The following is a 26,206-nucleotide window of genomic DNA, read 5'->3' on the forward strand; positions in this document are numbered from 1 at the left end:
CGATTACCAAAAAATGCAGTTTGGTAGCTGCTGAATAACTTTCGATGAAGTTGCCTACTCTGTTAGAAACAGGGACACGGACTTTAAGGGATGTTGTTTTGAGCGTAAAGCAAGCGTAGTACTCTATCCGGCGACAGATCAACAAAAGCCATTGGAAATCTCCAGACACGTCTAGAGCGAGCAATCGAATATGACCTATCAATCATTCATCACTTGGTACATCAACGAGTTTGACGTTACCGTTTATATTCCAGGATTCAGTTCCTACGAAACGGCAAAGCAGTTTGGTAATCAAGCTTTCGATTTAAGCCTGTGCGATCGAAACGGCAAACTTTGTTTATTGCTAACTCCACTAACTCCAGACGGAACGCCGATTGAATTTGAGCGTTCTCAGGTGAGCTTTAGAGTGGATACAAAAGCGAGCCAGCGCATTCCGCTCGATCCTCGCGATCCGGATCAACTGCAGCAAATCATCGATGCACTCGATGACCCAAACTCAATCTACAGTATGAACGAAGAAGATTTACAGGTAGTCGATTTGGGCTTTGAGGAACTAGCCGCACGGTTCAAGCTTCCTGTTCGATTTAGCTCTTTGTCTTATGGAGTACTCGAACAAATCTAGCGTGTTAGACTCTTATTCTAGCGAAAGTGCCTAACACGCTCTCATTGCATCGCTTGATCGGAAACGATCAAACAAAAGTCTTTGAAAAAATGAGTTCATAAAAGCACAATAGTACAGAAAATGGGGTAAATAGTATTTACCCCATCAGGTTTCCAATTATTTTTAAATGGCTATGACTTTAGCAGTTGGACTTATGCCATAGCAGCAGGAGTTGTTTGCGCGTGCTCAATCATAAAGTCAGCGGCTGTCAATGCAGGCGCACCCTGCAAAGTTGCAAACTCAGCACCCCGACCCAAACCGCCTTCAACGCCATTGGAATTATAGAACAGTTTACCTGACCCTTGGCTATAAACAATCAACGATTCGCTAATGGCTGCTGCATCATCTGAGGCAACAACACCAAATTCGTTTCCAGCCGAGAACCCTTCACCAGTATTGCTTTGGAGCGCAGCAAAGGTGCCTTTATCAAGAACAATTTTATCTTCTCCAGAACGAAAATCTGCCAGGGTATCAACCCCTAATTGAGTCGTGTCAAACACAGCACCTGTATCGAACATAAACTTGTCCGCGCCTGCACCCGCAACCACAGTATCGTTACCTGCGTCGCCTTGAAAAATGTCGGCTGCATTGCCACCAATCAAGAAGTCATCGCCAGCACCACCAACACCCAGTAAAGCAATATCAGACCCAAGACCGGATAAGACATCGTTATCCGCCCCTCCGTCAAACTTAACTTCTTGAACACCAGATCCTTCAAGTTGAGAAACATTCAAAAGATCCATACCTGCTTGCCCATTAAGAGCAACCTGCTCAATATTCGCTAGATCGAGTTGAAACGGCTTTTGCCCGATTCTATCTAATAAGACACTACCTGTTTCACTCATTGAAAGCGTAAAAAATTCCGGGTCAGCACCGCCTGTTGTTTCACTGATATCCAAACCTGAACCACCGTCGACGAAATCGTTGGAGTCACCCGGGTTCCACACAATCCGGTCATCTCCCCCGCCTGCATTGATATGATCAATACCACCATTAGTATCGATAAAATCATTGCCTTCACCAGCCTGAATCTGGTCAGATCCAGCTCCCGTCGTAATTTGATCGTCGCCTTGACCCGCATCTGCAACTAAAGTTGTCTTCGAAGTCTCTGCCTGTAAAACATCGGTTCCTGAAGTTCCTAGAAAGAAGCTACTAAGTTCTTCGGTTGTCACTGGATCAACACCTTGAGGAACCGCAGGGGCACCGCCATCCATTCCGTTAACAGGTGCTGTTTCAATCGGAGTGGGGACAATCCCTACTGGATCAGAGACAGTCGTAGGAACTGTCGTATTCGGAGCAGCAACAGGCAGAATCGTCGGTACAACTGCATTGGGGTCAACCGGAGGTACGACTGCATTGGGATCAATCGGAGGTACAACTGCATTGGGATCAATCGGAGGTACAACTGCATTGGGATCAATCGGAGGTACGACTGCATTGGGGTCAACCGGAGGTACGACTGCATTGGGATCAATCGGAGGTACGACTGCATTGGGATCAATCGGAGGTACAACCGGGTCGCCCGAAATAACCACATCATTACCCGCACCAGATGTAAGCGTATCCGTACCACCCCCTCCAATCAGGACATCATTGCCAGAAGTCCCAGGAATCGTTTCATTTGCCTCTGTACCGATAACCGCACCCGATGCAGGGTTCATTGGAGCTGCCTGACGATTAAAATAATCGCGCAAAAGATCGAAAATGCCAGTGCTATTCACTTCAGCCATAATAACGTTAGCTCCTAAAGCTAAAAAAGGATGTCGTTAACAAAATTTGAATCTGCTCAAAACAAGTAACACAATCAACCAACAAAATTGCTAGTTTATCGATCGCAACCGAGGAATACTCAAAAGTCAAAAGCGATCTACGGTTACATTAAGGAAATCTTGTTTGGAATCTGAGAAACAGATGTCTATGCTTTCAATGAGAGAAGAAACAAAACGGTTACACTGCCCAACATTTGTTTTATCACTTAACCCAACTGAAAGCGGTCTTTTAGAAGACTCCTAGATTATAGTAAGAATCTCCAAAGTGATAAACCTAAAACGGTCTGTCAAGAGTCGCAAATTTGGTGATATTTGAGTCTGTCAGAAGTAGTAACTGAAAATCCAGCGAAAAATTTCAATAAAAAAAGAGGGGCAATGGCTCCTCCTTTAAACTAATAAGCTAAACCTAGCAATCAACGAACTGTTTGACCAGCATCAAAAATCTTCAAGAATTGCTCTGCTACATAACTAATGGGAGGACGAGAAGCGGTCTTGATATTTGCCGTTAAAGACATTCCTGGTGTTAATGGATTCTGCTTGCCTTTTGCCTCTAAGAACGGGCGATCTATACCAACTTCCACCCGGTAAAAAGTTTGTCCCGCTGGATTACCCGATTGCGCCTGTGGATCCGCAGGCACCGCGTCACTGCTAATACGCGTTACCCTGCCAGAGATTGAGCCAAAATCAGTAAACGGATAAGCATCTAAGCGCACATCCACAGGCATTCCTTCGCGCAGCGCAGCAATATCTGTATTGGGAACTTGCAAACGCGCAACTAAGGTTTCACTGGGTGTAACCTTCATTAAAGCTTGTCCACCTTGGGCAACCAATCCTGGAAGTTTAACAGCTAAATCAAAAACTCGACCATTCACAGGCGATCTTACATCTTGAGCCTTTAGGTCTTCTTGGACTTGCCGGATTTGAGCTTTGAGTTGAATCAGTTGCCCCTGATCTTGGTTGATCGTATCGTCAATCTGATTATCAAGAGCCGCCAACGATGCTTGCACTTCTCGATATCGATCTGCTACGAGCCGTCGCCCATCGACCTGAGCCTGCATGGTGTTGAGTGCTCCTTGGCTTCGCTGAACCGTTGATTGATTATACCGATCTTGAATTTCGTTTAAGCCCGTGACCCGCCGCAAATAGTCAGTACGAGAAATTGCGCCTTGGCGGACTAGTGGATCGAGTTGACCCACTAGCGTTTGCTCAATCTCTAGCTGAGTTTTAACTTGCTGTGCAGTGGAAGCTGCGCCAGCCGTTTCGACCTGCCGCGCTTCCACTTGGAAGCGATTAACCGCCTGCAAATCCTGAATCTGCTGAACAAATAGAGTATACCGCTGCATCTGATCTGGCGCTAACGCTAAAGGCTGTCCGGATAACTGAGCTACTAACAAATTGCGATCCTGAACACGAGTAATTAATTCAGGCGGAATAGCCAAGCCACCTAACTTTGTCGTGTCAAGCGGTCCGCCTTGCCGTGCTGCTCGAAGCAGTGCAACCCTCTTAACCAAACGCTCACGCTGCTCAGACAAAGACTGCAGCTGATTCAACAACTGAGTTTTATCGAGCTGCATTAACAACTGTCCCTGCTGCACGATATCCCCTTCTTGGATTCGAACTGCGGTTACAACGCCTCCAATGCGGGATTGGACTGCTTGAGACGAAGATATCGGCTCTAACTTGCCTCGTGCAGGAACAACCACGTCAACTCGAGCCAAGCACGCCCAAGCAATTCCAAAAGACAACCCACCAAGAATTACCCAGGTGGTTCGGCGTGCCCATACCGCAGGTTGAGGCATATCCATCTCTGGCGCATCGATTTGAATTTGCGCTTCGGCACGTTGAGTCGTATGTCGAATTCCGCTTTGAACTCGATCAAGCAAATTGCGAACGTTAAAACGAATCATAAACCGCCTCCCAGTACGATCTAGATAAACTTCTTAAACTCCATCGACCTGTTGAGAATACAGCGCGTAGTACATCTGCCGTCTCGCCATCAATTCCTCATGAGACCCTTGCTCCATTACAGAGCCATGCTGCAAATAAACAATATGATCCGCATTTCGTAGATTTGATAAACGATGCGTAATAAAGAAAACCGTTCGTCCCCGAAATCGCTCCATTAAGTTATCAACCACACGTCGCTCAGTTTCATAGTCTAATGCACTGGTTGCTTCATCAAGAATCAGCAAGCGAGGATTTTGTAAAACCATTCGCGCGATCGCAATCCGTTGCCGTTGTCCACCCGAAAGATTCGAACCTCGTTCACCAGTTCGAGAATCATAGCCTTTTTGCAAAGACATAATGAATTCATGGGCTTCAGCAACTTTGGCAGCCTCCATCACAGCATTATCGTCAACTTCCGAAAAAAGAGTGATGTTATCTCGAATCGTCCCATCAAACAATACTGGGTCTTGCGGTACAATTCCCATCTGTCGACGCAATGAAACCAAGCTCACTTTACTCAAATCATAGCCATCTAAATAAATATCACCTTTGGACGGCGTGTATAGACGCGGAAGTAGCTTAACTAAGGTACTTTTTCCTGAACCACTTTGTCCTACTAATCCAGTAAAAGACCCCGCTGGAATATCCAGGCAAATGTCTGTTAATTGCAGTTGACCACTCGACTGAAATCCAAAGCTAATTAATTCAAACTGAACCCGTCCGACAATCGGCGGCAGCGACAAATTCGCTTCTTCTTCAGCAAACTCCATTGGAGTATCAACCACATCTGCTAGCAGTTCCATTGACAAATTGGTTTCTTGAAGCTTTTGCCAAAGTCGAGACAATCGAATGAGCGGTCCAGTGACATAACCAGCAATAATACGAAAGGCAATTAGTCCCCCTAACGTCAGCTGACCGTTCAGCACCAAACCTCCACCCACCCAAAGCACAAGCAAGCTGCTAAGGTTATTTACAAAGTTGTTAATAGACTGAAAGCTAACGCCTACCATCGTGGTGCGAAATCCAGTTCCCAGATAACCCAGGTACTGATCTCGCCAATTTGCCTGAACTAATTTCTCCATATTCTGAGATTTGACGGTAAAAATACCATTCAAAATCTCAATTAAGTAAGACTGCATTCGAGAATTCTGATCGGCTTTGCGGCGAATCAACTTCTGAATAATCGGAGAACCAAAAACCGTCAAGCCGATGATAATCGGAATGAATGCTAACACACACAGCGTTAAAGAAAGGCTATAGAAAGCCATCACAAAAATGTAGATGATCGAGAAAACAGAGTCTAAAACAACAGTTAAAAAAGTTCCGGTTAGAAACTGACGAATGTTTTCAAGCTCAGAAATTCGAGATGCTAGTTCGCCCACAGGTCGCTTTTGAAAGAAATCTAGCGGTAAATTAAGCATATGCCGCACGATTTCTGTTCCTAACATCAAATCAACACGATTTGTTGTACTGTTGAGCAAATAGGTTCGCAAGATGCTTAAAACCGCCTCTACGATCGTAAAGACAACCAGCAAAATACCGAACATTGGCAACGCCCCAGCGCTGCCGTTGACCACAACTTTATCGATAATTTGCTGTGTTAATAGCGGATTTGCCAAACCGAGAAGCTGCACAAAAATCGAGGCAATTAGAACCTGAATTAAAACACCGCGATAAGGACGAATATACGGCAAAAACCAAGACCACCCAAACTGCTTGATCGGGCTAGTTGCTTGTCGATCGAGAACTAAAGCATGAGAAAGTTGAGTTCCTGAAACCACTTCCGCAATTTCTAATTGCGGAGCCACTTGTTCGGGTGCAACTCGAATCAAACCTGAAATCGGCGAGCCGATTACTGCTGTCGCTTGAGTAATTTCATATAAAATCGAGGGAACCCCATCGATTGTAATCAAACTAGGAGTTTTAATCCGATTTAATCCTCCTGCTGTTGGAGTGAATTTGACAAGCTGAGTTTGTAGTCCGAGCGCTTCAGCAACTCGTCCATAAAAACTCATGCGATCGTCAGCAACTCGTCTGACTTTCGCAAACCATTTTCGTAGGATATCAGGGCGATACGGCACTTGAAGAAAGTCACAAACCATCCAGTAGCAGGCAATTAAATACTCTGAGATTTCCGAACTTCGCGATAAATGAACCGGAAACGTTTTGCGTGAAGACTCCAAAACTGCTTTGCGCTGTGGAGGAGGCTGATCAGGCGAAATCAATCCCTCAATCAGCTTTAAAACCGAGTCCGAGTCTGTTTTCTGGATTGCTTCGATTGCTTCAGGCGCTTCCGGAAGACTCCCTGTGTTCAACAGCAAAGCAACAAATGCACGACGAATTCCAATTAAGCGAACTGGCAAAGCAGAAGACCGAGTCGCAATTAATTTAGACAAATGCTGTACGGGCACACCAATTGGCATCGATACAGAGGCACCCCCACTCAAAAACCAAACATAATGTTCAGAAAGAGGTGATAAAGGATCAGATGCCGGAAACCAGTGAAAAACAACTGCTAAATCATGCTCATAGATATAAGACGTAATTGTCTTAAAATCTGGCAAACTCAGCCGAATTGGAACGGTTTCAATAAATTGTGAGATAATATCGTACAGCTCTAGCAGGGAAGTTTGATCGAGTTTGGGCAAAAGTTCAGACAGCATTAGCTGCTCAAATTCGTCTGCCGGAAGCGACAAGGTAAAAACTTCATCTTCAAGTCCAGCCGCCCGGACCGACCCTACCGCAACTCGACGAATTAATCCGTCCCAGCCAAAAACTCCATCCTCAACAACCTGTAACGAAGGGGTATCGTCAACCGCAGGACCCAAAATACGAGCTTTCCCATGCACAAGTACGTGAACGAACGAAGGTAAAACACCTTCTTCTAGAATCAGTTCTCCAGGACGATAAACGTTCAATCTCACCTTCGACGCAACCCGTCGAGCAGCCAGCGGCGAAAGTTGATCAAACGGATACAATTCAAACAGTTTTGGAAGAAACGTTTTGATTTGGTCTTGATCTTGAATTATTCCAGTCATACTATGCACACTCCTGATTGTTCGCTTGCAAAGCATGAGGATGAATAGATGCTTTAATCACTTCAACCTTGTTCGGATCAGACATAAATGCCTTTGTTCTGGCTTTTAGCCAAGTCTCGAAAAGCTGCTCTCGCAGTTCATGCCGCACCTGCATGGTCATTCGAGCTGGAAAAAACCGCTCCAGCCGCAAAATCCAATAGGAATTTCCCACTAAAACAGGTCCCTGCACCGAGGCAATCGACTGCTTTCGTAAAAGATCCTGAACGGGTAGAGGCAGTTCAGATAGCCGCATTGGACCCATCCATCCTTTGGTGTACTTTTCGGCTCCTTCTGAATATTTACGAGCCAACCGTCCAAAGTCAACGGCATCGTCCCGAATTTGAAAGTAAAGTTCTTGAGCCAAGATTGAATCATGGGTGCGAATTAGAGAAAATTCAACCTGATCGAATTCTGGTTTGCGTCGCAAAAACTCTGATCCAACCTGAGAATCAAATCGCTCACGCTTCAGTTTGTCCAGCCGAAGCTGTCGCAGCACAACTTGCTGCAAATATTCAAACGAAACCTGATTTTTCTTGATCCACTCACCAACGCGCTGACCAAAATCTCCATCGTCGCCAATTCCCAAAGCTTGACGAATGTCAAGCTCGGTTAATTTAACCGCTTCATTTAAAACAGCATCCAGAATCACCTGGCTGACAAAGTTTTCCAACATCTGATAGCGAGCCAGCGCAACCACAAGCTGTTCACCTGTGAACTCCAGGTTTCCAACCCTTAAACAAGCATTCATTTAATCAAGACAAGATTTATAAACTTTCGCAGGCGGACAGTTCACCCAATGTGGGTATATCACTTAGAAAAGACTGATCACATATCCCAGAAGATAGAATTTAAGCAGATCTCAACCAGAGCGGAATATTTTTAGCTAAATGGCAAAAGTGATGAATCTCTCATCTGAAAGAGGTTTTCTCAAACGTTATCTGTTATGCTTTACTAAAATTCGCAAGATATACCTGGCATAAAAAGAGCGATAATCAAGAGAAACTCCATTTGAGTGAATCGCGTAATCTCGCCCGCCATGTTCTCATACAGTAACAAAATAAACCGTTTTATCGGAGGCTCTATGAATCGTTGGGCATTGAGTGGCGGAATTATGCTGTCCGCTGCGCTCATCTCTATTGGAATCAAGCCAGACAAAAGGCAAGCTGGCGAACGACTCCCACAGGAAATTGAGCTTGTCTATGGACAACTACTTGAAAAAGCACAAGAAAAAGCAAACAATAAGGATCTAGAAGCGGCTGTTCTAGATGTAAGTTCAATTCCTGCTAACAGTAAATATCACAACAGCGCAACTCAATTTGAAAAAGCCTGGTCAAAAGATTTACTGAGAGAAGCAAATGAGCAGTATCGTCAGGCAAACATCAGTGAAGCCATAACAACCCTCAAAGCAATTCCCGAAGAATCAGAGATCTTTCAACAGGCTCAACAACTCGCCTCAGCGTGGGGAAACCAGGCAAAACAACTCGATGTCGCAATCAAAGCTTCAGAGTCAGGCGACTGGAGTCGGGCGCTAGAAGCAGTCAATCAATTAAGAGAAACAGAGCTGTTTAGCAATCCCCGCGTTCAAGAATTAGCTCAAGCAGCAATCACAAACGCCTTCTCACCCGGTGAGGTTCCAACTCAAATTATTGCCGCAACCGATAAGGCTACTCCTCAACTGAGTGCTGCTGCTCCATCCATCATCCCGACAGTAGCCAGTGAACCTCCTCGATTAGCGTCAACGCTTGTAGATACTGAAACAGCCTTGGTTAGTTCGGTCGCTCAAGATCCGCAACCGCAGTCTTCGATCGCGTCACGATCGATCCCAGTTACGCCACAAACGACCTCTGTTGCTCGGAACATGATCCCTGTACAAGCGCCGGTGGCTTCTCGTTCATCGGAGACTGCAACAGCAAGCATACAGCCGGTCGAAATACTTCCCCCCCATGCTTCACCACAGCCCGCTACTTTTACACCCCCCAAAACAGCAGATCTAGAAGAACAAAACACCACGGCAATCGCTGCTTCACTCAGAAGTGAAACGGTTCGAGTTGACGCAACAGTACTCTCGCCAGATCAAACAAACAGCGTTGACTCTAAGGGAGATAATCTTAATCCTGCCGTATCGAGTACACCAATTTATGTAAGTGCCACAACCCTCACCCCGACAACCAACCCTCACCCCGCGCAATCTTCACAGTCAACCTCAATTGATCCCCAAGAAATTCAAAACTTACACTCAACTCAAACCACAGAAGCAGTTGAAGCAACAGCGCCACAAGCCCATTCAAACGGATCGACTTCTGAAAAAGCAGTCCTTCCCAGTTTAACGGCAGTGGAATCTATATCAGGGAACAGCAGCCAACCGGTTAGCCACATAGAACTCGATGCCGATCACTACAGGTATGAAGAAGCCAATTTTCAGATACCGACGTTACCCTCAATCAGTAAAACTCCATCGGTTGATATTCCAAACTCGACTCCGATTGGGGTGTCTTCGGGAAAAACTGATTCAGACATTTTAAAAGAAATGGAAGCTGCCGCAAGTCAAATTCCACACAGCCTGAATTCACCCCCGTTTGATCCTCGCACTCAACCCCAAACTTCCAAATCGACTCCTCGCTCAGTCGATCTCAGAGACGCAAGTAGTATCTAGTCTTCATCGCCTATCCCTCAACCAAGGTCGCTTAAGTCGACCTTTTTTGTTGTAATAAGGTAGTTGTTCTAAGAATGCAACTTTATCAGATTATCAGTACATCAGATTATGCTTAAGGTTTGAGGTTGCGCCGCCTACCGGCAGACGCTGTGGCTCTCAATACCTGTGGCTCTCAATACCAAAGCACAAGCGGTGAACTACAAGCAAACGCTACAGTACTGCTACCTACAAGCCCCAAACCTGCTGTCAAAGTGAGTCCAACCAAGACCCCAACCCAATCAAACAGCTTCTCTGAGAAAAACGAAGCTCCGTTTGATCCAACCGCGCCATCCCTTAGCAGATTCTTTGAAGCAGATGAAGTTCTCGATTCAATGATTGATCTTCAATCTCTTGATTGATCGGTCCCGCAAACAACACAACCCTAAAAAAGTCCTGATTTATACGACTCAGGACTTTTTTAACGTTATTTAGATGCCTGACGTGAATCAAAAACATTCGATCTCGCAGGCTGATATTGAGTGCCGTTAAAACAGTAGGTGGTTTGACGTAAACGAGTCATTTCAATATTTTCGGATTGCCAGACAGAGAGACAAGGAATCGCTTGACCATTGTCTTCACCCTTTTCAAATAAAGGTCTACCCGAAGGAAGCCGAGGATATAACAACTGCGAAAAGACAAACTGCGAAGGAACATTCCCCTCACGCAACCAGTACGCCGGAAAATAGCATCCCCCACTCCCACACCAGTTCGAGTGATCAAAGTTGAAGATAGCAACACGCCCTTCGCGCCCTGGGATGATAAATACCCGCAAAGAATCATTGACAACTCGTTCAGGATTAGGAACATTGGTCGATTGTTGCTTAACAATATCCAGCAAAAGCTCGCGGGGCAAAACGTCGGTTGCAGAGCGCCAGGGGGTTGTTGCCGCTTGTGAAGAACATCCCATTAACCCTAGCAGAGCCGAAAGAATTAGGAAAAGACTCAATCCAATCCGAAACCACTGCACCATCATCATCATTCGTCTCGTCGGGGGAGGAATGAGTCCCTCTGAACCAATTGCCGGAGGAAGCTTCGGCTTCCCAGCTTCAACAGAGACTCCTGCTAAACTGGAATCTGCCTGAGAGACTTCTGCATTAGCGGCGTTCGTTTCATTCATAAATCATCCTCTTTAACCATACCAAAATGGATCTACTGGTGCAGCCGCTCGTTGATCTGGGACATCAATACCTAAAGCGAGTTCTAAAGAAGTCAAACATTTCATCAAGGCAAGCATCAACATAACTCCGCGAGAGCCTCCACAGTCAGGGTAGTGGTGCTCATAGGCACGACTTAACTCCTCATAAAGAATCCGCTGAATCTCAAACTGGAGTTCATCATCAAACGAGATTAAGGTTTCCTGAATTTGGGCATCACACCGTTCCCAAGGTAGATGGACGCGCTGTGCTTCAAGAAACCGATGCAGTTCTGTTTGACGAAACTGTCCTAGCCGCAAGGTCTGGGCAACGACAGTAACCACCCCTGAAAAATCACTTACACGGCTCCACTTCAAGCGAGACTGAGCACGCGCAGAACGAGAGTTTTTACGAACACAGCTGTGTGTCATTTCTTTTCTCCTTTCTTTATTTCATTTCTTCTTTACACAGAGGTATCTAAAACGAGCAGTAAAACAGAAATGGCAGCAGCAAGCCAAATTAAACGCCGCTGCCCGCGAGATAAGCGAACCATTAAGAACCTCCAGATCGCGGGGGCGCTGGAACAACACGAACATTTGCAGGCAACGTAATTTGAAGCTGCTCTAGTGCCCAAGCCTCTTCTTCAGGAATCGGAACAATCTCTCCCTGGGGCAGCTGTCGGAAACGCTCGCTCAAACGAGCTTGAAACGCTTGAGCACCTCCGACCTTTGACACCGCTTGCTGTAGGCGGGCCAACGCCAGCTGACGTGCAATAGGAATGGAGACAATGCGATGGAAGTATAAGTTGTCATTACCCATCGCGTTGGTTGCAAGTCGTCGGCATTGACCGTTTACAATTTGCACCAAATGCTCAAAACCCGCGTCATTTGGCTGTTGTTTGCGAGAAACCTGGTAGAGTCGATATTCGTTTCCATCTGCCAAAACTCGTGCCGTTAACGCAAAAGATAGCTGATTTGACGGATTAGAAATACCAGGAACTCGATCAGGTAAACAATTAACCGGTAACGGTTGACTTACCACTTGCGGATCAAGTGGAAGAATTCGAGCAGCTTGCTTCGGTAGCGCAAGACTAACAACAACAGGAAGAACAATCACTGCCAAAGCTGCTGCTACAAACCATCGCCACTGCCGCAAAATCCGCCTGAAAATCGACATTTTACTGCCTCCTAAAGACCATAGTTTGAAACAGGATCAACAGCTTCTCCGTTTCGGAGTGTCTCGAAATGCAGGTGCGGACCCGTTGACCATCCGGTTGATCCAACCCGTCCGATCATGTCTCCCTGATTAACTTGAGAACCCACTCGATAAGGAATACTCTCAGTCACTAGGTGTCCATAAAGAGTTTGGCGACCGCCACCGTGATCAACCACAATATGGTTACCGTATCCCCCACCACACGTATTATCTCCAACCCGACAGTCATTGACGACCTCAACAACCCGACCCCCATCTGCAGCCCGAATCGGCGTTCTTTCAGCCGCCCCAAAATCAATGCCGCGATGCAGCCTCATCTCATTATGAATCGGATGCATTCGATAACCAAAACCGCTGGTAATCGGTGCATCGACCGGTCGAATATACCGACCGGTTGCGCGTCCTCGGGACGGTTTTTGGGCTAAACGGCGGGGCGGTGTAGACCGCCGGCTCGATGCTGGACGACGCGGCGGCGTAGATCGTTGAACATTACCAGTTGGGCGACGCGGGGGCTGTGGAGGGCGTGGAGCCGTTCGAGGTGCAGAAACACAGCCCGAGGGCAAATTAGTTGAAGTCTGGGACACCGGAGTCGATCCTCCTCCAGAAGCCTGATATCGTCTTACAATATCAGTCCCATACGACTGAACTGGACTTGCATCAATAGGGATGTATTCCCCCCCATTGTGCATCTGCGCCACACGTTCAATCAAACGCATTCCTTGAAAAGGACGATTTGTTTGAGGATCAATCTGTTCAGAAGCAGTCGTTACTAGATGTTGAAACCAGGCTTGCCGCGCCCGCTCTTGGTCGGCTGGCGGAAAGAACTGCATCAGTTCCGCTTCTGAAGGATTATGTCCCTCCCTAACTTTATTTAGAAAATCTTGCCCACCCGATCGTTGAGCAATCACACTTGCCGCATACTCGTTATAGTTCATGAACTGATACCGTCCCAGCGGTCGTCCACACAAACCAGCTCGATCACAGCCATAAGTGCCCGTAGCAGCGTAGTCTCCAGAACTTTCGCGCGAAGCGATCGCTTCATTCAAGTCACGAATGTTGACACCGCGTAGCGTTCCAGGTGGCGTTGCGGGAGTTGTATTACTTGCAGTCGTACAAGGAATTGGGTCAACCTGGCGGGTAGATCCAGCCGGATTTCTTGGAGTACGTTCAGCATTCGTCGGTACTGAAGCAGTCGACGAAGCTGATTCTGGCTCTAGAACCCCAACAAATATCAACGAGTCCCGCTTATACGTAAAGAATGGAACCGGACCGATAAAATAGGGCGTGCAGCCCAAGAACCGATGACAATAGCGAAAAAAGATCGAGGTTGTTACCGTATCGGATGTTTCATCTGGCTCCCACACAACAACCTTAAACGCATCCCCAAAGGGATGTCGACCTGTTGGCTCCATTCCACTGTTGACATTGCCAAGAACACCATGTCCACCGGGAACCAACTGATATTTTCCAGAAATCCATTCGTGACCTTCGGAAGCTGAACGTGAATTAACACCTGTGTTTTCCAGATCATCGAGTTCAATGTAGCCGCAATTGCGTTCACAGGGAACTGCAAACCCAGCTTCACGAGATCCTGAGATTGTTCGATTTCTTTGTGTTTCAGCGGGTCCATAGACAGAATCAATCCGTTCAACTACCCCAGTCGGAGTAATCATTGGAGCCGGAAATTGAGTCATCGGGACGGTTCCTAAACCTGGAATTTCTGAGAGAAAAGCATTTTCCCACTGAGAAAACTCGTGCATTTGAACTGCATCAAGGTTCGGAATCGACATCACTGAGTAAGGGTCAAGATTAATGTCTCCCAAGCGATACTCCCCAATTTGAGGAGTTTTTTCCAGCGCTTGACCGAGCGTTTGATCCTGATTAACGGAACCCATTTTGTGAACTATCAATGCTGCAATCGGAGCAACTTCTCGAATCGGGAGATCTTTTAAGAAGGGAACTTTCTCCGCGATCTCCGCGATCGTTTGCACTGCAATTAAAGAAAATCCGCTGAGAGCAACTTGATCAAGATTTATATTTGTAATCCGAGCGATGTTTCCCAACGTAAAATCTTGAGGGCGAAGCGATTCTGCTAAGTCTCCGAGTTTAAGATACTGATCTGGAGTCGCTCCTGCTTGCCAAGTTCGACTCAGATCATACCCAACATCTTGTTTATACTGACTTAGATTAACTGTCCCCCCCTCTTGAATAACAGGCAGTGTACTGAAAGTAATGCTGTCCCAGTCCGGCAGCAACACATTCGCAGCAGATCCATTGGGTCCCTGCACTGAGGACAAAACAGTTGGTAACTCACTCGTCCCAACACCTGGGTTGCTAGTTGTCTGAGCAAGCGCTGCGGACTCAAAAGACAACCATTGGACAACCAACATTAAGCATGAAAAAACCCAGCACAGCACCCGGGTATGTCGGTCCCGCTGAACCATATTTGTTGCCACAACTAAAAGATAGTCCAGACTTCAATCTGGATGAATCATGACCCTACAGTTCAATCTGGAGTTGATCATCATCAGAAGCATAATCAGACTGCCCATAGCCCGCGCCCTGAGGATTAGAATTCGACAGTGTTTCGGTATAAGCGGTGTCAAAAGGATTGAACTCGAACACATTTTCAGTCAATGGATTCTCAATGCGTTCTGTTACTAACGGGTTCTGCAACGCTCCTAGAGCAGTAGCCTGACTTTCGCCAAAATAGTTCGGGTCTGCCGCATAACCAGGAGAATTTAGGATGTTAGTCGCATTTCCCGTTCCACCATAACCTGCTCCACCGTAACCCGTTCCGCCGTATCCGGTTTCCTCGGAGGAATCTTGACCATAACCGCCCGAATTTTCGTTTTGAGGGTCAACCATAAAACTCCAAAAAATTGTATTGTCTGAAAAAACTCGAAGCCAGTTCAACACGAAACGCTTTCTTTAACTGGCTGTTTCCTTATCTTATATTACGTATAAAACATGAGCATTTAAAAAGCAACTTTAATTCTAAATGTAATATTAAATTTTTCATAAGTCTAGCTAGAACCCTTATTTGGCAGGACTCTTAATTTAAAAAACTATTAGCTAAATTTGCAATAAATTGAAAAGAATTCTACAGCCATACACCCTTACAAAATTACAACCACAAACCCATGTTTACTCAGAAAGCTAGATTTCTACACCCTTACAACCAAGAAGATAATATTAAAACAAGCTCGACTTCACGTTCGATAAAAAGCAATTTGAATCAATCATTATGGTGGCATTATTATCAGCGCTGCTTACTGAATCAATTTGACTCAGTTCCAACTTCTTTACTGGAGTGGAGAAAACCTGAAGAATATACTGCGCTGATTCAACGCTGGGCACAACCGATGCGACAGCGAGTACAAATCCAAAGAACATCGTTAACTTGGGCAAACGACGTTTGTCGAAGATTTCACTATCTCAAAACCGGAGTTTCCGGCTACGCTAGTCCATTCGCTTATCAAATTATGTTTGACCAAATGGTTGTAGGTGTGATTATTGTAGGAACTCCATTTGCACGTAAACTCAAAGGAGAATATGGCGAGGGAGAACGCTGTAGCTGTTGGGAAGTGTTACAGGTTTTCCGATTTTGGCTGATTCCACAGATGCAAAACCAGAGTCTTCAAGACTCCAAAGGACAGAAGCACACGCTTGCGATCGGCTCTTGTGCAATGGGTAAACTGATGCGAAAAATCGAAGTTGATTGGCTTCGCCATCATCCGCCGAGAAACCTTGAACAACCTTATCGCATTCAAAAAGTTTTAACCTACAGCGATCCGAATATTCATACAGGAACGCTTTATCGATCAAGCGGATTTCGCCACCAGGCATCAAACTGTGGAAAACACAAGCACCTTGATCGCTGGATATACGACATCCCACCAACCCACGATCCTCTACCTCATTTGTACGTGGAACAACCCTCACTAATAGAAGCCCAATCATTCAACCGTCCAGCAAAAAAACTAAATCGTAGCTATTCAAAAAAAGTTGCTCTAGATCGGGTCAACACAGGTCAACAACTCCGATTGATCTGAAGTACCGGAGCACTCCACAAGCTTTTTGAAAACCAAACTTGGCACCTTTAAAGCATTCCGCCCTTCTAGCCACACCCACACTCATCGTAATTTGACTGTACTTCTTTCCAAAAGGAAGTCGGCGACCGCCGCCGTGGGCAACAAACCTGCCGCGAATTATGCCGACGATCAATTCACAAATTTCTCAGATCGGGGAAATCTTAAGAGGACACTATCGACCCTCAGAGTACGAAGACATTCTTCTACCTTTGGTCATTCTTCGCCGAATCGACTGTATGCTAAATGGCAAAACCTCGCTACAATCTGAAGTCCAACCTACTTTGGAAAATCGGAGCGGGTTGAGCTTCCAAAAACTAAGCGCTCACAGAGAAAGCATCGATACAAAAATAATCGAGTATCTCTGCGGTTTCCCAAAAAAGATTCAGGATCTGATCAATACCTTAGGATTCCAATCAAAAATTGTCCATCTGCATCAAACTGGAATTTTGCATCCATTAATTTGCAAGTTCAACAACTTAAACTTGGATCCAACTGAGATTGACACCCACCAAATGGGAGCAATCTTCGAAGCGTTAATTACCCAATTCAATCAATCCGCAAATGAACAAACCGGAGACTTCTTTACGCCACGTGAAATCGTTCATTTGATGGTAAATTTGCTGTTTGCGGCAGAACAAGAAACCTCCATTCCAGTCAAATCGCTACTTGATCCAACCTGTGGAACTGGAGGAATGCTGTCGGTTGCTAAACAATACACAAACCAACACTATCGCCACATTCAGCTAATCACCTATGGGCAAGACTTTAATCCACGCGCCCACGCGATCGCGTGGGCAGAAGCTCTATTAAGAGGAGAGGAATCAAAAATTCGATTTGGAGACTCACTCACAGACGATCAGTTCAACGGCGAGCAGTTTGACTATTTTCTGTCCAACCCACCGTTTGGAGTGGATTGGAAATCACAGCACTCAGCTATTTTACAAGAACACAAATCACTCGGATTCAGCGGACGCTTTGGGTCAGGACTTCCCCGAGTCTCAGACGGATCGCTGCTTTTCTTACAGCACGTTATTGCAAAATTCAAGTCCACCGGCTCGCGATGCGCGATCGTCTTCAGTGGCTCTCCGTTATTTAGCGGCAAGGCTGGAAGCGGTGAAAGTGAAATCCGCCGATGGATAATCGAACGCGACTATCTAGAAGCGATCGTAGCCTTACCAGAACAAATCTTTCAAAACACCGGAATTGGCACCTACATTTGGATCTTAACCAACTGTAAAGCCTTGCATCGACAAGGTAAAATTCAGCTAATCGATGCTCGTCATCGCTGGCATCCTTTGCGACGCAGCATCGGAGAAAAACGGCGTTATCTCAATGATGAAGATATTAAAGCAACGCTGGACGACTACACTCAGCTTATCGAAACCGAGACAAGCAAAATCTTTTCCAATAAGGAGTTTGGCTATCACAGCATCACTGTTGAGCGCCCGCTGCGACTAGCATTTCAAATGACAGAAGAGCGTAAAGCGAATTTTCTAGCCTTGTTTCCACACCTAAAGAATGAAGTCAAGCAAATTGAGGCAAGATTCGGACAACAAGAATGGCTTAATTGGAACGAGGTTTCGATTCAAATTGCGAACAGCTCAAGCTACCGTTGGAAAAAGGATGAACTAAAACAGTTTCGCAAATTTTTCACCGATCGCAACCCGTTCGCTTACGCTGTTCAAGTCACACCTACACTTAGCGAGCAACCCAAAGAAACACAGCAACTTTCACTCTTAGAGCCTCTCGCAAACGTTCAAGACTGTCTTAACGATGAGTGCGAACCTGACAGCGAACTGCGGGATACAGAAATAGTCCCCTTAACGCAAGATATCACCAGTTACTTTCAAGATGAAGTGTTACCTCATGTAAAAGATGCTTGGATTGACAAAAGCAAAACGTGTATCGGGTACGAAATTAACTTCCAACGGTGCTTTTACAAGTACATTCCCCCACGTCCGCTAGAGGAAATCAAATCAGACATCCTGCAACTCGAAAAGGAAATCCAAGAACTTTTACAAGAGATGTTGAAGTAATTTAGTGGAATGGAAAACGACCCATCAGAACGGTTGTCAAAAGACTCAACGATCTCCGGATCTATCCCGAAGCAATCGTAAAAGCAACGCGGCGATCGCCGCGTTGCTTGATAAATGAATTCCCCAGTTGGATCTAAGCGAGTAACTTGATCGTTGCTTGGAAGCTAAACTATCGCTCGCCCAGCAAGCCATAACCGGGCACAATATGAACTCGAGTGTCTAATCGTTATAATTATCCTAGATTAGTTTGCCCTGATTTTATTCGCTTCAGATTTTCAAGCCGCTAGAAGTTCTTCAGAAATCTGTGGTTTAACTGAGAAATCAATGGATCTGCTGCATTATTCTGATAAAGTTTCAGACGATACCCATCCTTCCAGAAGTGCAGCAGAATGAATTGCATTTTGTATCCAGGTAGAGTAGTCTTTTTTCGTGCGAACGAAAGACCCTAAATCATTCGGTAAGCTAATACAGACAGTTTCTTGATCCGATTCTTCCTCAGAATATAGATACAGTGCAATAAATTTCTCGGCTGCGGATTGATCTAAGTTCTTAAGAGCACTAAAAACTTGAACGACTGCTTCCGCCAACGGGTCGCTGATACCGTTTACCCACTGATGTACAGTTGAGCGATTCGTTCCCATCGTAACTGCCAGTCGATTTTGGCTGATTCCATAGTGATTTAAAACAAAGTTGAGCGCTTTTCCAGCTTTTCCCATAATGAAGCCTCTTGCAGACTGATATTGTTGTTGATTGCAGTTTCGCTTTTTAGAAATAGTTTTCAGGCAGCCACAAATAAGGTAATCTCGCGCCAAAGCTTCAGCCTGAGTACAAACAGTTGTTCTTTAAGTGTAGCTAAAGATGCTTCTTCGATTTGATAAAGTCTGTTTCCGTGAAAATCAACAGCAAGTTGATATTTCCAAACATTTTCAGCCCCCCGATTCGAGCCGATTACCAATAGAATTGAAAATTCCTTTAATATGCCATCCGGGTATGGCGATTTGCCTGTTATGGCAAATGAGTCGGACGCTCGCCGGATTTCTATAGTCCAAGCGAGATGGGGAAAATAGTGTTGCATCAGATCGTACAGACTTGCGGTGGGGTCAGATTGAGAATTTAATTCTTCGACGAGATCGCGTAAAGTTTGAGACTGGTCAGCGCGACTCGAATCTGCGTCTGCTTGCTCAGCACTCGATTTCTGCTCTTTGAATAACGTGAATAAACGCTGATACGCAAGAGCGGCAGCGGGTTTAATGTGTTCGCAATCGGGATCAGATACATCGATAAGCTCAGAAATTGCTTCCAACAAAGACTGCCTTTGCTGACGATCCCCATCGATTGCACCGAGAGAAAATACACCTGGCAGTCCTCGTTGCTGTCGTTCTTGATCGGCAAGATACTGGCGCTCCACAAACCCATCCGGCAACTCCTTACCTTCGCGACTCGCGAGCAACACAGCTTCCGATGCGAGCAGATCTAGCCAATCATCTGGATTTGTTCTTGGATACGTGGAAATCAAACGGCAGACGGCGGCATTCAGCAGCAATTCAAGCATCACGTCTGCTTGCCTATCCCCTTGAGAACGACCAAAGCCCAAAGGGGTCGATTGTCTCACCTTTTTTCTACTTCTAGCCATTGAATGTTTTTTCCAATAAATAAGAGGTGTGGATAAATTGACTTAGATCTGAAAGAACGCGTCTCTCGAATACATTGGGTGCTATTCGCACGCGATCGGTGAACATTTGCGTAATTTATGAATACCTCACGGGTAACTTTTCAGCAGAATTTGCTGACTGACCTGAAAGCCGAGCAGCAACACAAGCATGGAAATCGCGCAACTGCCCCAGAACACCAAAGGAAGCCAAGGCAAGGTCAAATTAATAAACTGGGAGTACGATTGAATTAAACGTTTTCGACGAGTGTTTGAGTCTGCAAGTTGGTGATGTATGAGTTCAAACTGTTGCTGAGCGTGGAGAAGTTGAGATTGCAACACAGAGATTTGATCGTGAAGACCCTGCTCGATTTGACGCAGTTGCTCAATATCTGTTTGTAATTTTTGCACTTTCGGAGTCAGCAGGGCTTGTTCTAAACTCGCTTGGAGTCCGCATGCTATCCAAGCGGGTTGTTCGCCTGCTTGCAGCAAAATCGCACAAGCTTTGACGTAGGCTCTTTCCCACAAATCGGGTTGCTCTGGCTGAATACGCCAGCTTCTTAGAATTAGTTCATCTGGGCGATGAACCTGTTCCATGAACCAGTGCCACAGCACATAATCGCGCTCATGTGAAGTGATTTCCGGCGACTCCAAACTCGATTCAGTTAGCTTATAGCCTTGTTGAATCTTTTGTGATTGGTAGGTGAGATCTTCGTTTGCTTTGCATTTTGTACGATGAAAGTAGAGCAAAACATTTCTCAGCCGATGAGCACCGTCGATCGACCAATAGCAGTTGCTAGCATCGATAATATAATCTCTACCTTCTTCTAGGAAAGGAGTCCAGCCCGATTTACGGCGCTCGACAAAATGTGGTGAATAATCTGGTCCAGAAATCGTATCGAGAACTGCACGAGTGCAGAGCGAAAATTGAGTATTTAGCGTTGAAGACATAAGACCAAAGAGAAGATAAGGAGACAATCGAGATTGACTATCGATTGCATCATCAAAGACAGAAGCGATCCGCTGAAGGTACGATCGCTTCTGAACCATAGAAAGGCACAATCTTCTTGCAACGACGCTCGATGCAAGAAAATCCACTTTCATCTTTTGTTATATTCTAGGCTCTGACTTTCTGTCTTAGCTGCAATGCTTTCTAAAGAAATTAGAAAATTTAATAATCAGCTATCCAATGAAAGGAACAGGTTCTGATACTGGTGTTGAAACGTGGAAATACCGCAAAAGGTATCGCTTGATATCACTACATTCTCAACCGAACTAAAGTGTGCCAGCGGAAATTACTAACATTGCAAGAGCAATCTTTCCAAAATCCAGGCTTGTATCTTTTGTAAAAGCCTAGATCTACTTGTTTCTACCGAAACATCTAGAGTGCTGTAAGAAGGATAATTATGACAGCTCTTAACAACTGGAAAGCTTCAGGGCGAAAGCAAGAGAAATCTCAAACGAATGCCTCTGCAAATGTTCGCCGTAAAAGAAAGCAGCTGCAAACCCTCCGCAAAAAGCTCAAAACTCAGAGTCAGTAACCAACGCAGACAATAGAGAAGGCTCAAGCTAAGTCTTCTCTATTGTTTGTGATTTCGCGACCTCGACCCAGACTTGTGTCTCATGATAAAAATTGAAGAATTATCCGCCTATCCCGCATCGCCTTATGACTACATCGACACTGGCGAAAAATTGAAAACGGCAATACAAACTGCTGCAACAACCAATAAATTCGGCATTAACATTGAAACAACAGGACCCGATCCACATCGCGATCGGATTCGGCTGATTCAGATTGCGGTTCCTAATCAATCCGTTCTAGTAATTGATTTATTTCAGATTCCTCAAGCAGAGTGGAACCCGCTCAAATCTTTACTACAAGGAAATGCACTCAAAATTGGGCATACGCTTAAAACTGAAAGAAAGTTTCTCGTTGCAGCTCAACTCGGCTTTAAAGGACCCTACTTTGACACAGAAATCGCCTATCGCCTGATTCTCGCTGGGCGCAATCGAAAAACTACATTGCAGACGATCGTTGCCATTTTCCTGCGTTTCCAGTTTAGCCAAGAGCAAGCCAGTGGCAATTTTCACGGTCTTCTGAGTCAAAACCAGATGCAGCATGCGGCCAATAAAGCAGATGCATCGCTAAAGCTAGAACCCCATCTAGAGGAACGGTTAAATCAGAATAATAGTCGGCAGTGGAACATTGCTCACAACATCGAGTTTCCTTGTATTGCTGTCACAGCTAGCTTAGAATTATCCGGTATTCAGTTTGACCTAAAATCTTGGCTTAAAGCAGCACAGCAGTTCGACGAAACTCGAACCCAGGCTTGGAAATTAGTAAAACAACTCCGACGAAGCAACATCAATCAGATGTCGCTACTGCCAGAGTTCACAGACACAGTTAACCCAAACTCACACACACAGCTGCTTGCTGCTCTGCAAGACTTGGGAATTCCAATTACAACAACAAGCGGCAAATCTTTGGCTCCATTTGCTCAGGACTATCCCGTCGTTCAAGCAGTACTTGAACACCAACAACTCAGTAAACTCAACCCATTTGGCGAATCTTACCCAACTTACATCCATCCAAAAACCGGTCGGATTCATGCAGATTGGCTACAGATTGGTACAAAAACAGGACGCTTAACCTGTAAAAATCCACCGCTCCAAACTATTCCGCGAGACCGCTGCCTGCGTGAGTGTTTTGTTGCTAGAAGCGGCTATAAAATCATCAAAGCCGATTACTCGCAAATCGAACTCAGAATTCTAGCTCGAATTTGTCAGGATCAGCCGCTCATTTCCGCTTTTCAAAAGGGACAAGATGTTCATGCGTTGACAGCAGCAGTAGTTTTTCATAAATCCAGCAGTCAAATCAGTGCCGAAGAACGTCGCATTGGCAAGATTATCAACTTTGGCATCATCTACCGAATGAGTTCAAAAAGACTAAAACAGACCCTCGAAGATAAAGCACACTACTTTATTAGCCAACGTGACGCAGAACAATTCATCAATGACTTCTATGAAAAACATCCGGCAATTAAGCAGTGGCAAACTACAATTTGTCACCCTCTGCGTCGAAAAACGCGATATATCGGTCAAACACTAGCTGGACGACTTCGATACTGGGAGTGGGAAGATAAACCACCAGTTACCGAAATTATCAACTACCCAGTGCAGGGATTAAATGCTGATATCTACAAGGAGGCAGCGCATCAGTTCCTATCTCAGCAGGCTGACCAGAATCTAACTGCTGAATTTATCCTAATGATTCACGATGAGTTAGTTTTAGAATGTCCAGCAGATCAAGCGAATATAATTTGCAAAATTCTACACGCTTGTATGCTAAAAGCAGCAAAACAATGGCTTGAACCAATTCCAGTCGTAATTGATATTCAAATCGGAAATAGCTGGAAATAACCTTTAATCTCCTCTATTTCGATTCACCCGAAAACTTTTTCTCTACATCTTGGTCCTGTTTCTACAGGATTCTCACCGGTCACAATGGTAATTTAACTACTTTGAGCCATGCGTAATCCCTCAACCTCGATCAGTCCATCCTACACTTATGTAATTGTTCTTGATCGACTCAACCAGTTTGAATTTCGACAAATTACAGTTCCTCAAAACTGTGATAACAACTCTAGCGTTGCAGCCAATCTATTCCACGATCGCTATTTGAAAGAAGTCTCACACACGGACGCTGGACTCGTTATTGCTGTTATTGCCATCGAGCAGATTCAAGAGTCACCTGTTTTACGTCAAATCTTTTTGTCGTAGCTGTCAAATCTTGCCGTATGACACAAGCAGAACCAATACAGCAACTTATCCACCAGAAAATCAATGAAACCGCACCCTTATGCCAGTGCTCAACAAAGCAGCAACCCCAAAACCACACTGAAGGTTTTCCGATGGATCACGCTGGGGATTACGATCGCAATTTTTGCGGGACCCGTGACCATCATTCCACCCAAGTTGGCAGCAAATTCTGCCAGAACAGCACGCGTCACGTTTGAAACAGTCGGGGTTCCCACACCAGGAATACTTAGAGAATACCAGAGGCTTTCTCCAAGCGATGTCGATCTCTTAGTCGAAGAAACCTACAGAACAACCCTCAACACATCTCGATTTTTTACACTGTGGGGAAGTTTGATGGGGTTCCTTATTTTTTGGTTTGTAATTGCTAGCCCCACACTTGCAGGACTGAAAAAAGACTATATTTTGGCAGAACAGAAAAAACCTCAGCTCAAAGCAGATTCTATGCGAGACTGTTGAGACTCTAGTCACAAAACAGTTGCAAAAAAAAACGTCGTGAACCGTTTAGACTCACAGGCGTGATTACTGAACCGCTCCTTAATTCGTGCAGCCCGCTGGGATTAAAGCATGAAAAGCAAGTTGCACGAAGATGGTTCTAAATCACAGTTGATCAACCCCACAAACAAAAATGCTAGAGAACAATCCTTTCTGCTCACAAGAACCAAAACAGGATTTTATTGAGTTACTTGAAACGCTGCGTTGGAATGCAAGTCCAACTTGTCCCTATTGCAGATCGACAACAGTTTACGTAAATCAAAATGAACGAAGATATCATTGTTCCAAATGCCACCGTTCATTCAGTGTCACAGTGGGAACACCAATGCACAAAACCCGAATTGAACTGGAAAAATGGTTCAAGGCAAGCCGCCTCGTTTTGAAACATCAACAGCAAATTAGCATTCGCTATCTCGCTGAATGCCTTGACATTAATCGGAGTAGTGCGGAACTTCTCATGAAGCGACTTACTTCAGCAGAAGGCGAACAGCTAGAATTACTTAAAAAGATGGCAGAAGTCGCTCCAGAAACTCAAATAGCAGCAAGACAGCAGAAGAATCGAACTCAAAAATCATCGCGTTTGTCTGCTCCTCGTCAAGCAAAAAAAGCATCTCCCGAAGCAGTTCCCGAAACGCCCGCCACTCCCCCAACTGTTAGTCCGGGAAAAGTCTGGGTTCGATATTCTCAATACTAGAAATACGGAAAATCTTATGCAAGACCTCCAACTTCGCTTGCTTTATCGCTCTATACAACGAGACTACGCTCAATAGAGAGAACCTAACCTACAAAGCATGGGAGGAGGATCTACGCAAGGCGATCGAGAATGCGGTCAACTCTGGCTTTGAGTCTGATTACATCTCTAACAAGGTGGTAGATGCCATCTTGAAAATTGTGATCTGGTCTACCAACCCGAAACGGGGGACTATAAATACGAAAAAGATGGTTTCGAGTACTACGTTTCCTGGTTGAACGAACCGCTCCTCTGGGTGCGAAAGTCATCTCACATTGTACGAGTGGAGAGTCTTTGCTCCCCCTACGTTCCCAATGCGGGAGACCTTGAGGGTGGTTACGACCTGAACGGCTACGAGTGCTATGAACTAGAAGCGTTGACAGGAGAAAACAATGGATAACCAACTTCACCCTAAAGCAGAAGATGCGATCTGTAAAGTGGTTACACTGTTCGAGCTGTTCAAGTGGCAATCTGCGATGATGGCTGCTAGTTTCTAGAGGATGTTATGACCGAACTATCACTAAGCCGATCCAAGATTTCTAACGTAATTAAACCCCTACTCTCATTCGCGCCTACCTCTACCTTGCTGCTCTCGAAGAGACCTCGATCGAATCCACCCTGGCGCAACGGGGTCGAGCAAAAATGCCGTCTGTTTGCTGCGACTATCTTGAAGGTAGGATCTCAGAATGGGACTGGGCGATAGAACTGTTGGAAGAACTACAAACCAATCGAGTTTCAGTGTCCATCGATGAACCAGAGCCAGGTGAGTGGAAGATCTCCACCTCTGCTGGCGCTAATTTCATCGTGGACTGCGAACATTTTGAGGCAAAAGCGCGAAGTGATTTGCCTTGCACTTGAGAGTAAGGGTATTCAGGTTGAGAGAAAATTTAAGT

Annotated in this window: 21 protein-coding genes and 1 pseudogene; 10 read left to right on the plus strand and 12 right to left on the minus strand. The window is 45.3% G+C overall.

Annotated elements, in window-relative coordinates:
• Nucleotides 1–190 precede the first annotated feature (190 nt).
• Entirely contained in the window at nucleotides 191–622 is a 432-nt protein-coding gene (locus ACQ4M5_RS01700) for a hypothetical protein (RefSeq protein WP_430673875.1), read from the plus strand.
• Nucleotides 623–813: 191 nt separating this feature from the next.
• On the opposite strand, the gene ACQ4M5_RS01705 is transcribed toward ACQ4M5_RS01700, so the two are convergent.
• From ACQ4M5_RS01705 to ACQ4M5_RS01720, 4 genes are all read right to left on the minus strand, one after another.
• Nucleotides 814–2,391, minus strand: a complete 1,578-nt coding sequence (locus ACQ4M5_RS01705) for a M10 family metallopeptidase C-terminal domain-containing protein (RefSeq protein WP_430673876.1) — start codon at nucleotides 2,389–2,391, stop codon at nucleotides 814–816.
• A 452-nt stretch (nucleotides 2,392–2,843) separates the two neighbouring features.
• The gene (locus ACQ4M5_RS01710) at nucleotides 2,844–4,337 is read right to left on the minus strand and encodes an HlyD family type I secretion periplasmic adaptor subunit (protein ID WP_430673877.1); all 1,494 of its coding nucleotides are present in this window, start codon (nucleotides 4,335–4,337) and stop codon (nucleotides 2,844–2,846) included.
• Nucleotides 4,338–4,370: 33 nt separating this feature from the next.
• Nucleotides 4,371–7,415, minus strand: coding sequence for a peptidase domain-containing ABC transporter (locus ACQ4M5_RS01715; protein ID WP_430673878.1), 3,045 nt, complete (start codon nucleotides 7,413–7,415; stop codon nucleotides 4,371–4,373).
• 1 nt (nucleotide 7,416) lies between these two features.
• The gene (locus tag ACQ4M5_RS01720; RefSeq protein WP_430673879.1) at nucleotides 7,417–8,202 is read right to left on the minus strand and encodes a peptidylprolyl isomerase; all 786 of its coding nucleotides are present in this window, start codon (nucleotides 8,200–8,202) and stop codon (nucleotides 7,417–7,419) included.
• A 333-nt stretch (nucleotides 8,203–8,535) separates the two neighbouring features.
• Here ACQ4M5_RS01720 and ACQ4M5_RS01725 point away from each other — a divergent pair, with 333 nt between their 5' ends.
• The gene (locus ACQ4M5_RS01725) at nucleotides 8,536–10,107 is read left to right on the plus strand and encodes a hypothetical protein (protein ID WP_430673880.1); all 1,572 of its coding nucleotides are present in this window, start codon (nucleotides 8,536–8,538) and stop codon (nucleotides 10,105–10,107) included.
• Between the two features lie 149 nt (nucleotides 10,108–10,256).
• On the plus strand, nucleotides 10,257–10,505 hold the full coding sequence (locus tag ACQ4M5_RS01730) for a hypothetical protein (RefSeq protein ID WP_430673882.1): 249 nt from the start codon (nucleotides 10,257–10,259) through the stop codon (nucleotides 10,503–10,505).
• A 65-nt stretch (nucleotides 10,506–10,570) separates the two neighbouring features.
• On the opposite strand, the gene ACQ4M5_RS01735 is transcribed toward ACQ4M5_RS01730, so the two are convergent.
• The 5 genes from ACQ4M5_RS01735 to ACQ4M5_RS01755 form a co-directional block, all read right to left on the minus strand.
• Entirely contained in the window at nucleotides 10,571–11,263 is a 693-nt protein-coding gene (locus ACQ4M5_RS01735; protein ID WP_430673883.1) for a hypothetical protein, read from the minus strand.
• 12 nt (nucleotides 11,264–11,275) lie between these two features.
• On the minus strand, nucleotides 11,276–11,710 hold the full coding sequence (locus ACQ4M5_RS01740; protein ID WP_430673884.1) for a hypothetical protein: 435 nt from the start codon (nucleotides 11,708–11,710) through the stop codon (nucleotides 11,276–11,278).
• A gap of 121 nt (nucleotides 11,711–11,831) precedes the next feature.
• Nucleotides 11,832–12,455 (minus strand): hypothetical protein, encoded by a 624-nt coding sequence (locus ACQ4M5_RS01745; protein ID WP_430673885.1) that lies wholly within the window; start codon nucleotides 12,453–12,455, stop codon nucleotides 11,832–11,834.
• Between the two features lie 11 nt (nucleotides 12,456–12,466).
• The gene (locus ACQ4M5_RS01750; RefSeq protein ID WP_430673886.1) at nucleotides 12,467–14,884 is read right to left on the minus strand and encodes a M23 family metallopeptidase; all 2,418 of its coding nucleotides are present in this window, start codon (nucleotides 14,882–14,884) and stop codon (nucleotides 12,467–12,469) included.
• Nucleotides 14,885–14,993: 109 nt separating this feature from the next.
• Nucleotides 14,994–15,362, minus strand: coding sequence for a hypothetical protein (locus tag ACQ4M5_RS01755; protein ID WP_430673887.1), 369 nt, complete (start codon nucleotides 15,360–15,362; stop codon nucleotides 14,994–14,996).
• A gap of 365 nt (nucleotides 15,363–15,727) precedes the next feature.
• Here ACQ4M5_RS01755 and ACQ4M5_RS01760 point away from each other — a divergent pair, with 365 nt between their 5' ends.
• Together ACQ4M5_RS01760 and ACQ4M5_RS01765 are read left to right on the plus strand one after the other, a co-directional pair.
• Nucleotides 15,728–16,549 carry a hypothetical protein gene (locus ACQ4M5_RS01760; protein ID WP_430673888.1) on the plus strand — a complete coding sequence of 274 codons (822 nt, stop codon included), beginning with the start codon at nucleotides 15,728–15,730 and terminating at the stop codon, nucleotides 16,547–16,549.
• A gap of 158 nt (nucleotides 16,550–16,707) precedes the next feature.
• Entirely contained in the window at nucleotides 16,708–18,624 is a 1,917-nt protein-coding gene (locus ACQ4M5_RS01765; RefSeq protein ID WP_430673889.1) for an N-6 DNA methylase, read from the plus strand.
• Between the two features lie 338 nt (nucleotides 18,625–18,962).
• Here the strand turns inward: ACQ4M5_RS01765 and ACQ4M5_RS01770 are convergent, their stop codons facing one another.
• From ACQ4M5_RS01770 to ACQ4M5_RS01780, 3 genes are all read right to left on the minus strand, one after another.
• Entirely contained in the window at nucleotides 18,963–19,340 is a 378-nt protein-coding gene (locus ACQ4M5_RS01770) for a helix-turn-helix domain-containing protein (protein WP_430673890.1), read from the minus strand.
• Between the two features lie 62 nt (nucleotides 19,341–19,402).
• Complete coding sequence (locus tag ACQ4M5_RS01775; protein ID WP_430673891.1) at nucleotides 19,403–20,257, minus strand: hypothetical protein; 855 nt, start codon at nucleotides 20,255–20,257, stop codon at nucleotides 19,403–19,405.
• A 126-nt stretch (nucleotides 20,258–20,383) separates the two neighbouring features.
• Complete coding sequence (locus ACQ4M5_RS01780; protein ID WP_430673892.1) at nucleotides 20,384–21,223, minus strand: hypothetical protein; 840 nt, start codon at nucleotides 21,221–21,223, stop codon at nucleotides 20,384–20,386.
• Nucleotides 21,224–21,895: 672 nt separating this feature from the next.
• Between ACQ4M5_RS01780 and ACQ4M5_RS01785 the strand changes: the two genes are divergently transcribed.
• From ACQ4M5_RS01785 to ACQ4M5_RS01805, 5 genes and pseudogenes are all read left to right on the plus strand, one after another.
• Nucleotides 21,896–23,692: a DNA polymerase gene (locus tag ACQ4M5_RS01785; protein ID WP_430673893.1), complete on the plus strand. Its 1,797-nt coding sequence runs from the start codon at nucleotides 21,896–21,898 to the stop codon at nucleotides 23,690–23,692.
• Between the two features lie 108 nt (nucleotides 23,693–23,800).
• Nucleotides 23,801–24,052 (plus strand): hypothetical protein, encoded by a 252-nt coding sequence (locus ACQ4M5_RS01790; RefSeq protein WP_430673894.1) that lies wholly within the window; start codon nucleotides 23,801–23,803, stop codon nucleotides 24,050–24,052.
• A 63-nt stretch (nucleotides 24,053–24,115) separates the two neighbouring features.
• Nucleotides 24,116–24,547 carry a hypothetical protein gene (locus tag ACQ4M5_RS01795; RefSeq protein WP_430673895.1) on the plus strand — a complete coding sequence of 144 codons (432 nt, stop codon included), beginning with the start codon at nucleotides 24,116–24,118 and terminating at the stop codon, nucleotides 24,545–24,547.
• Nucleotides 24,548–24,716: 169 nt separating this feature from the next.
• Nucleotides 24,717–24,869 (plus strand): annotated as a pseudogene (locus tag ACQ4M5_RS01800) (transposase); the annotation flags it as partial.
• Nucleotides 24,870–24,908: 39 nt separating this feature from the next.
• A complete protein-coding gene (locus tag ACQ4M5_RS01805; RefSeq protein WP_430674083.1) occupies nucleotides 24,909–25,277 on the plus strand; it encodes a hypothetical protein in 369 nt (122 codons plus the stop codon).
• Nucleotides 25,278–26,206: the final 929 nt, after the last annotated feature.

The sequence above is a fragment of the Leptolyngbya sp. AN10 genome (assembly GCF_050565645.1).
Classification (GTDB): Bacteria; Cyanobacteriota; Cyanobacteriia; order Leptolyngbyales; family Leptolyngbyaceae; genus Leptolyngbya.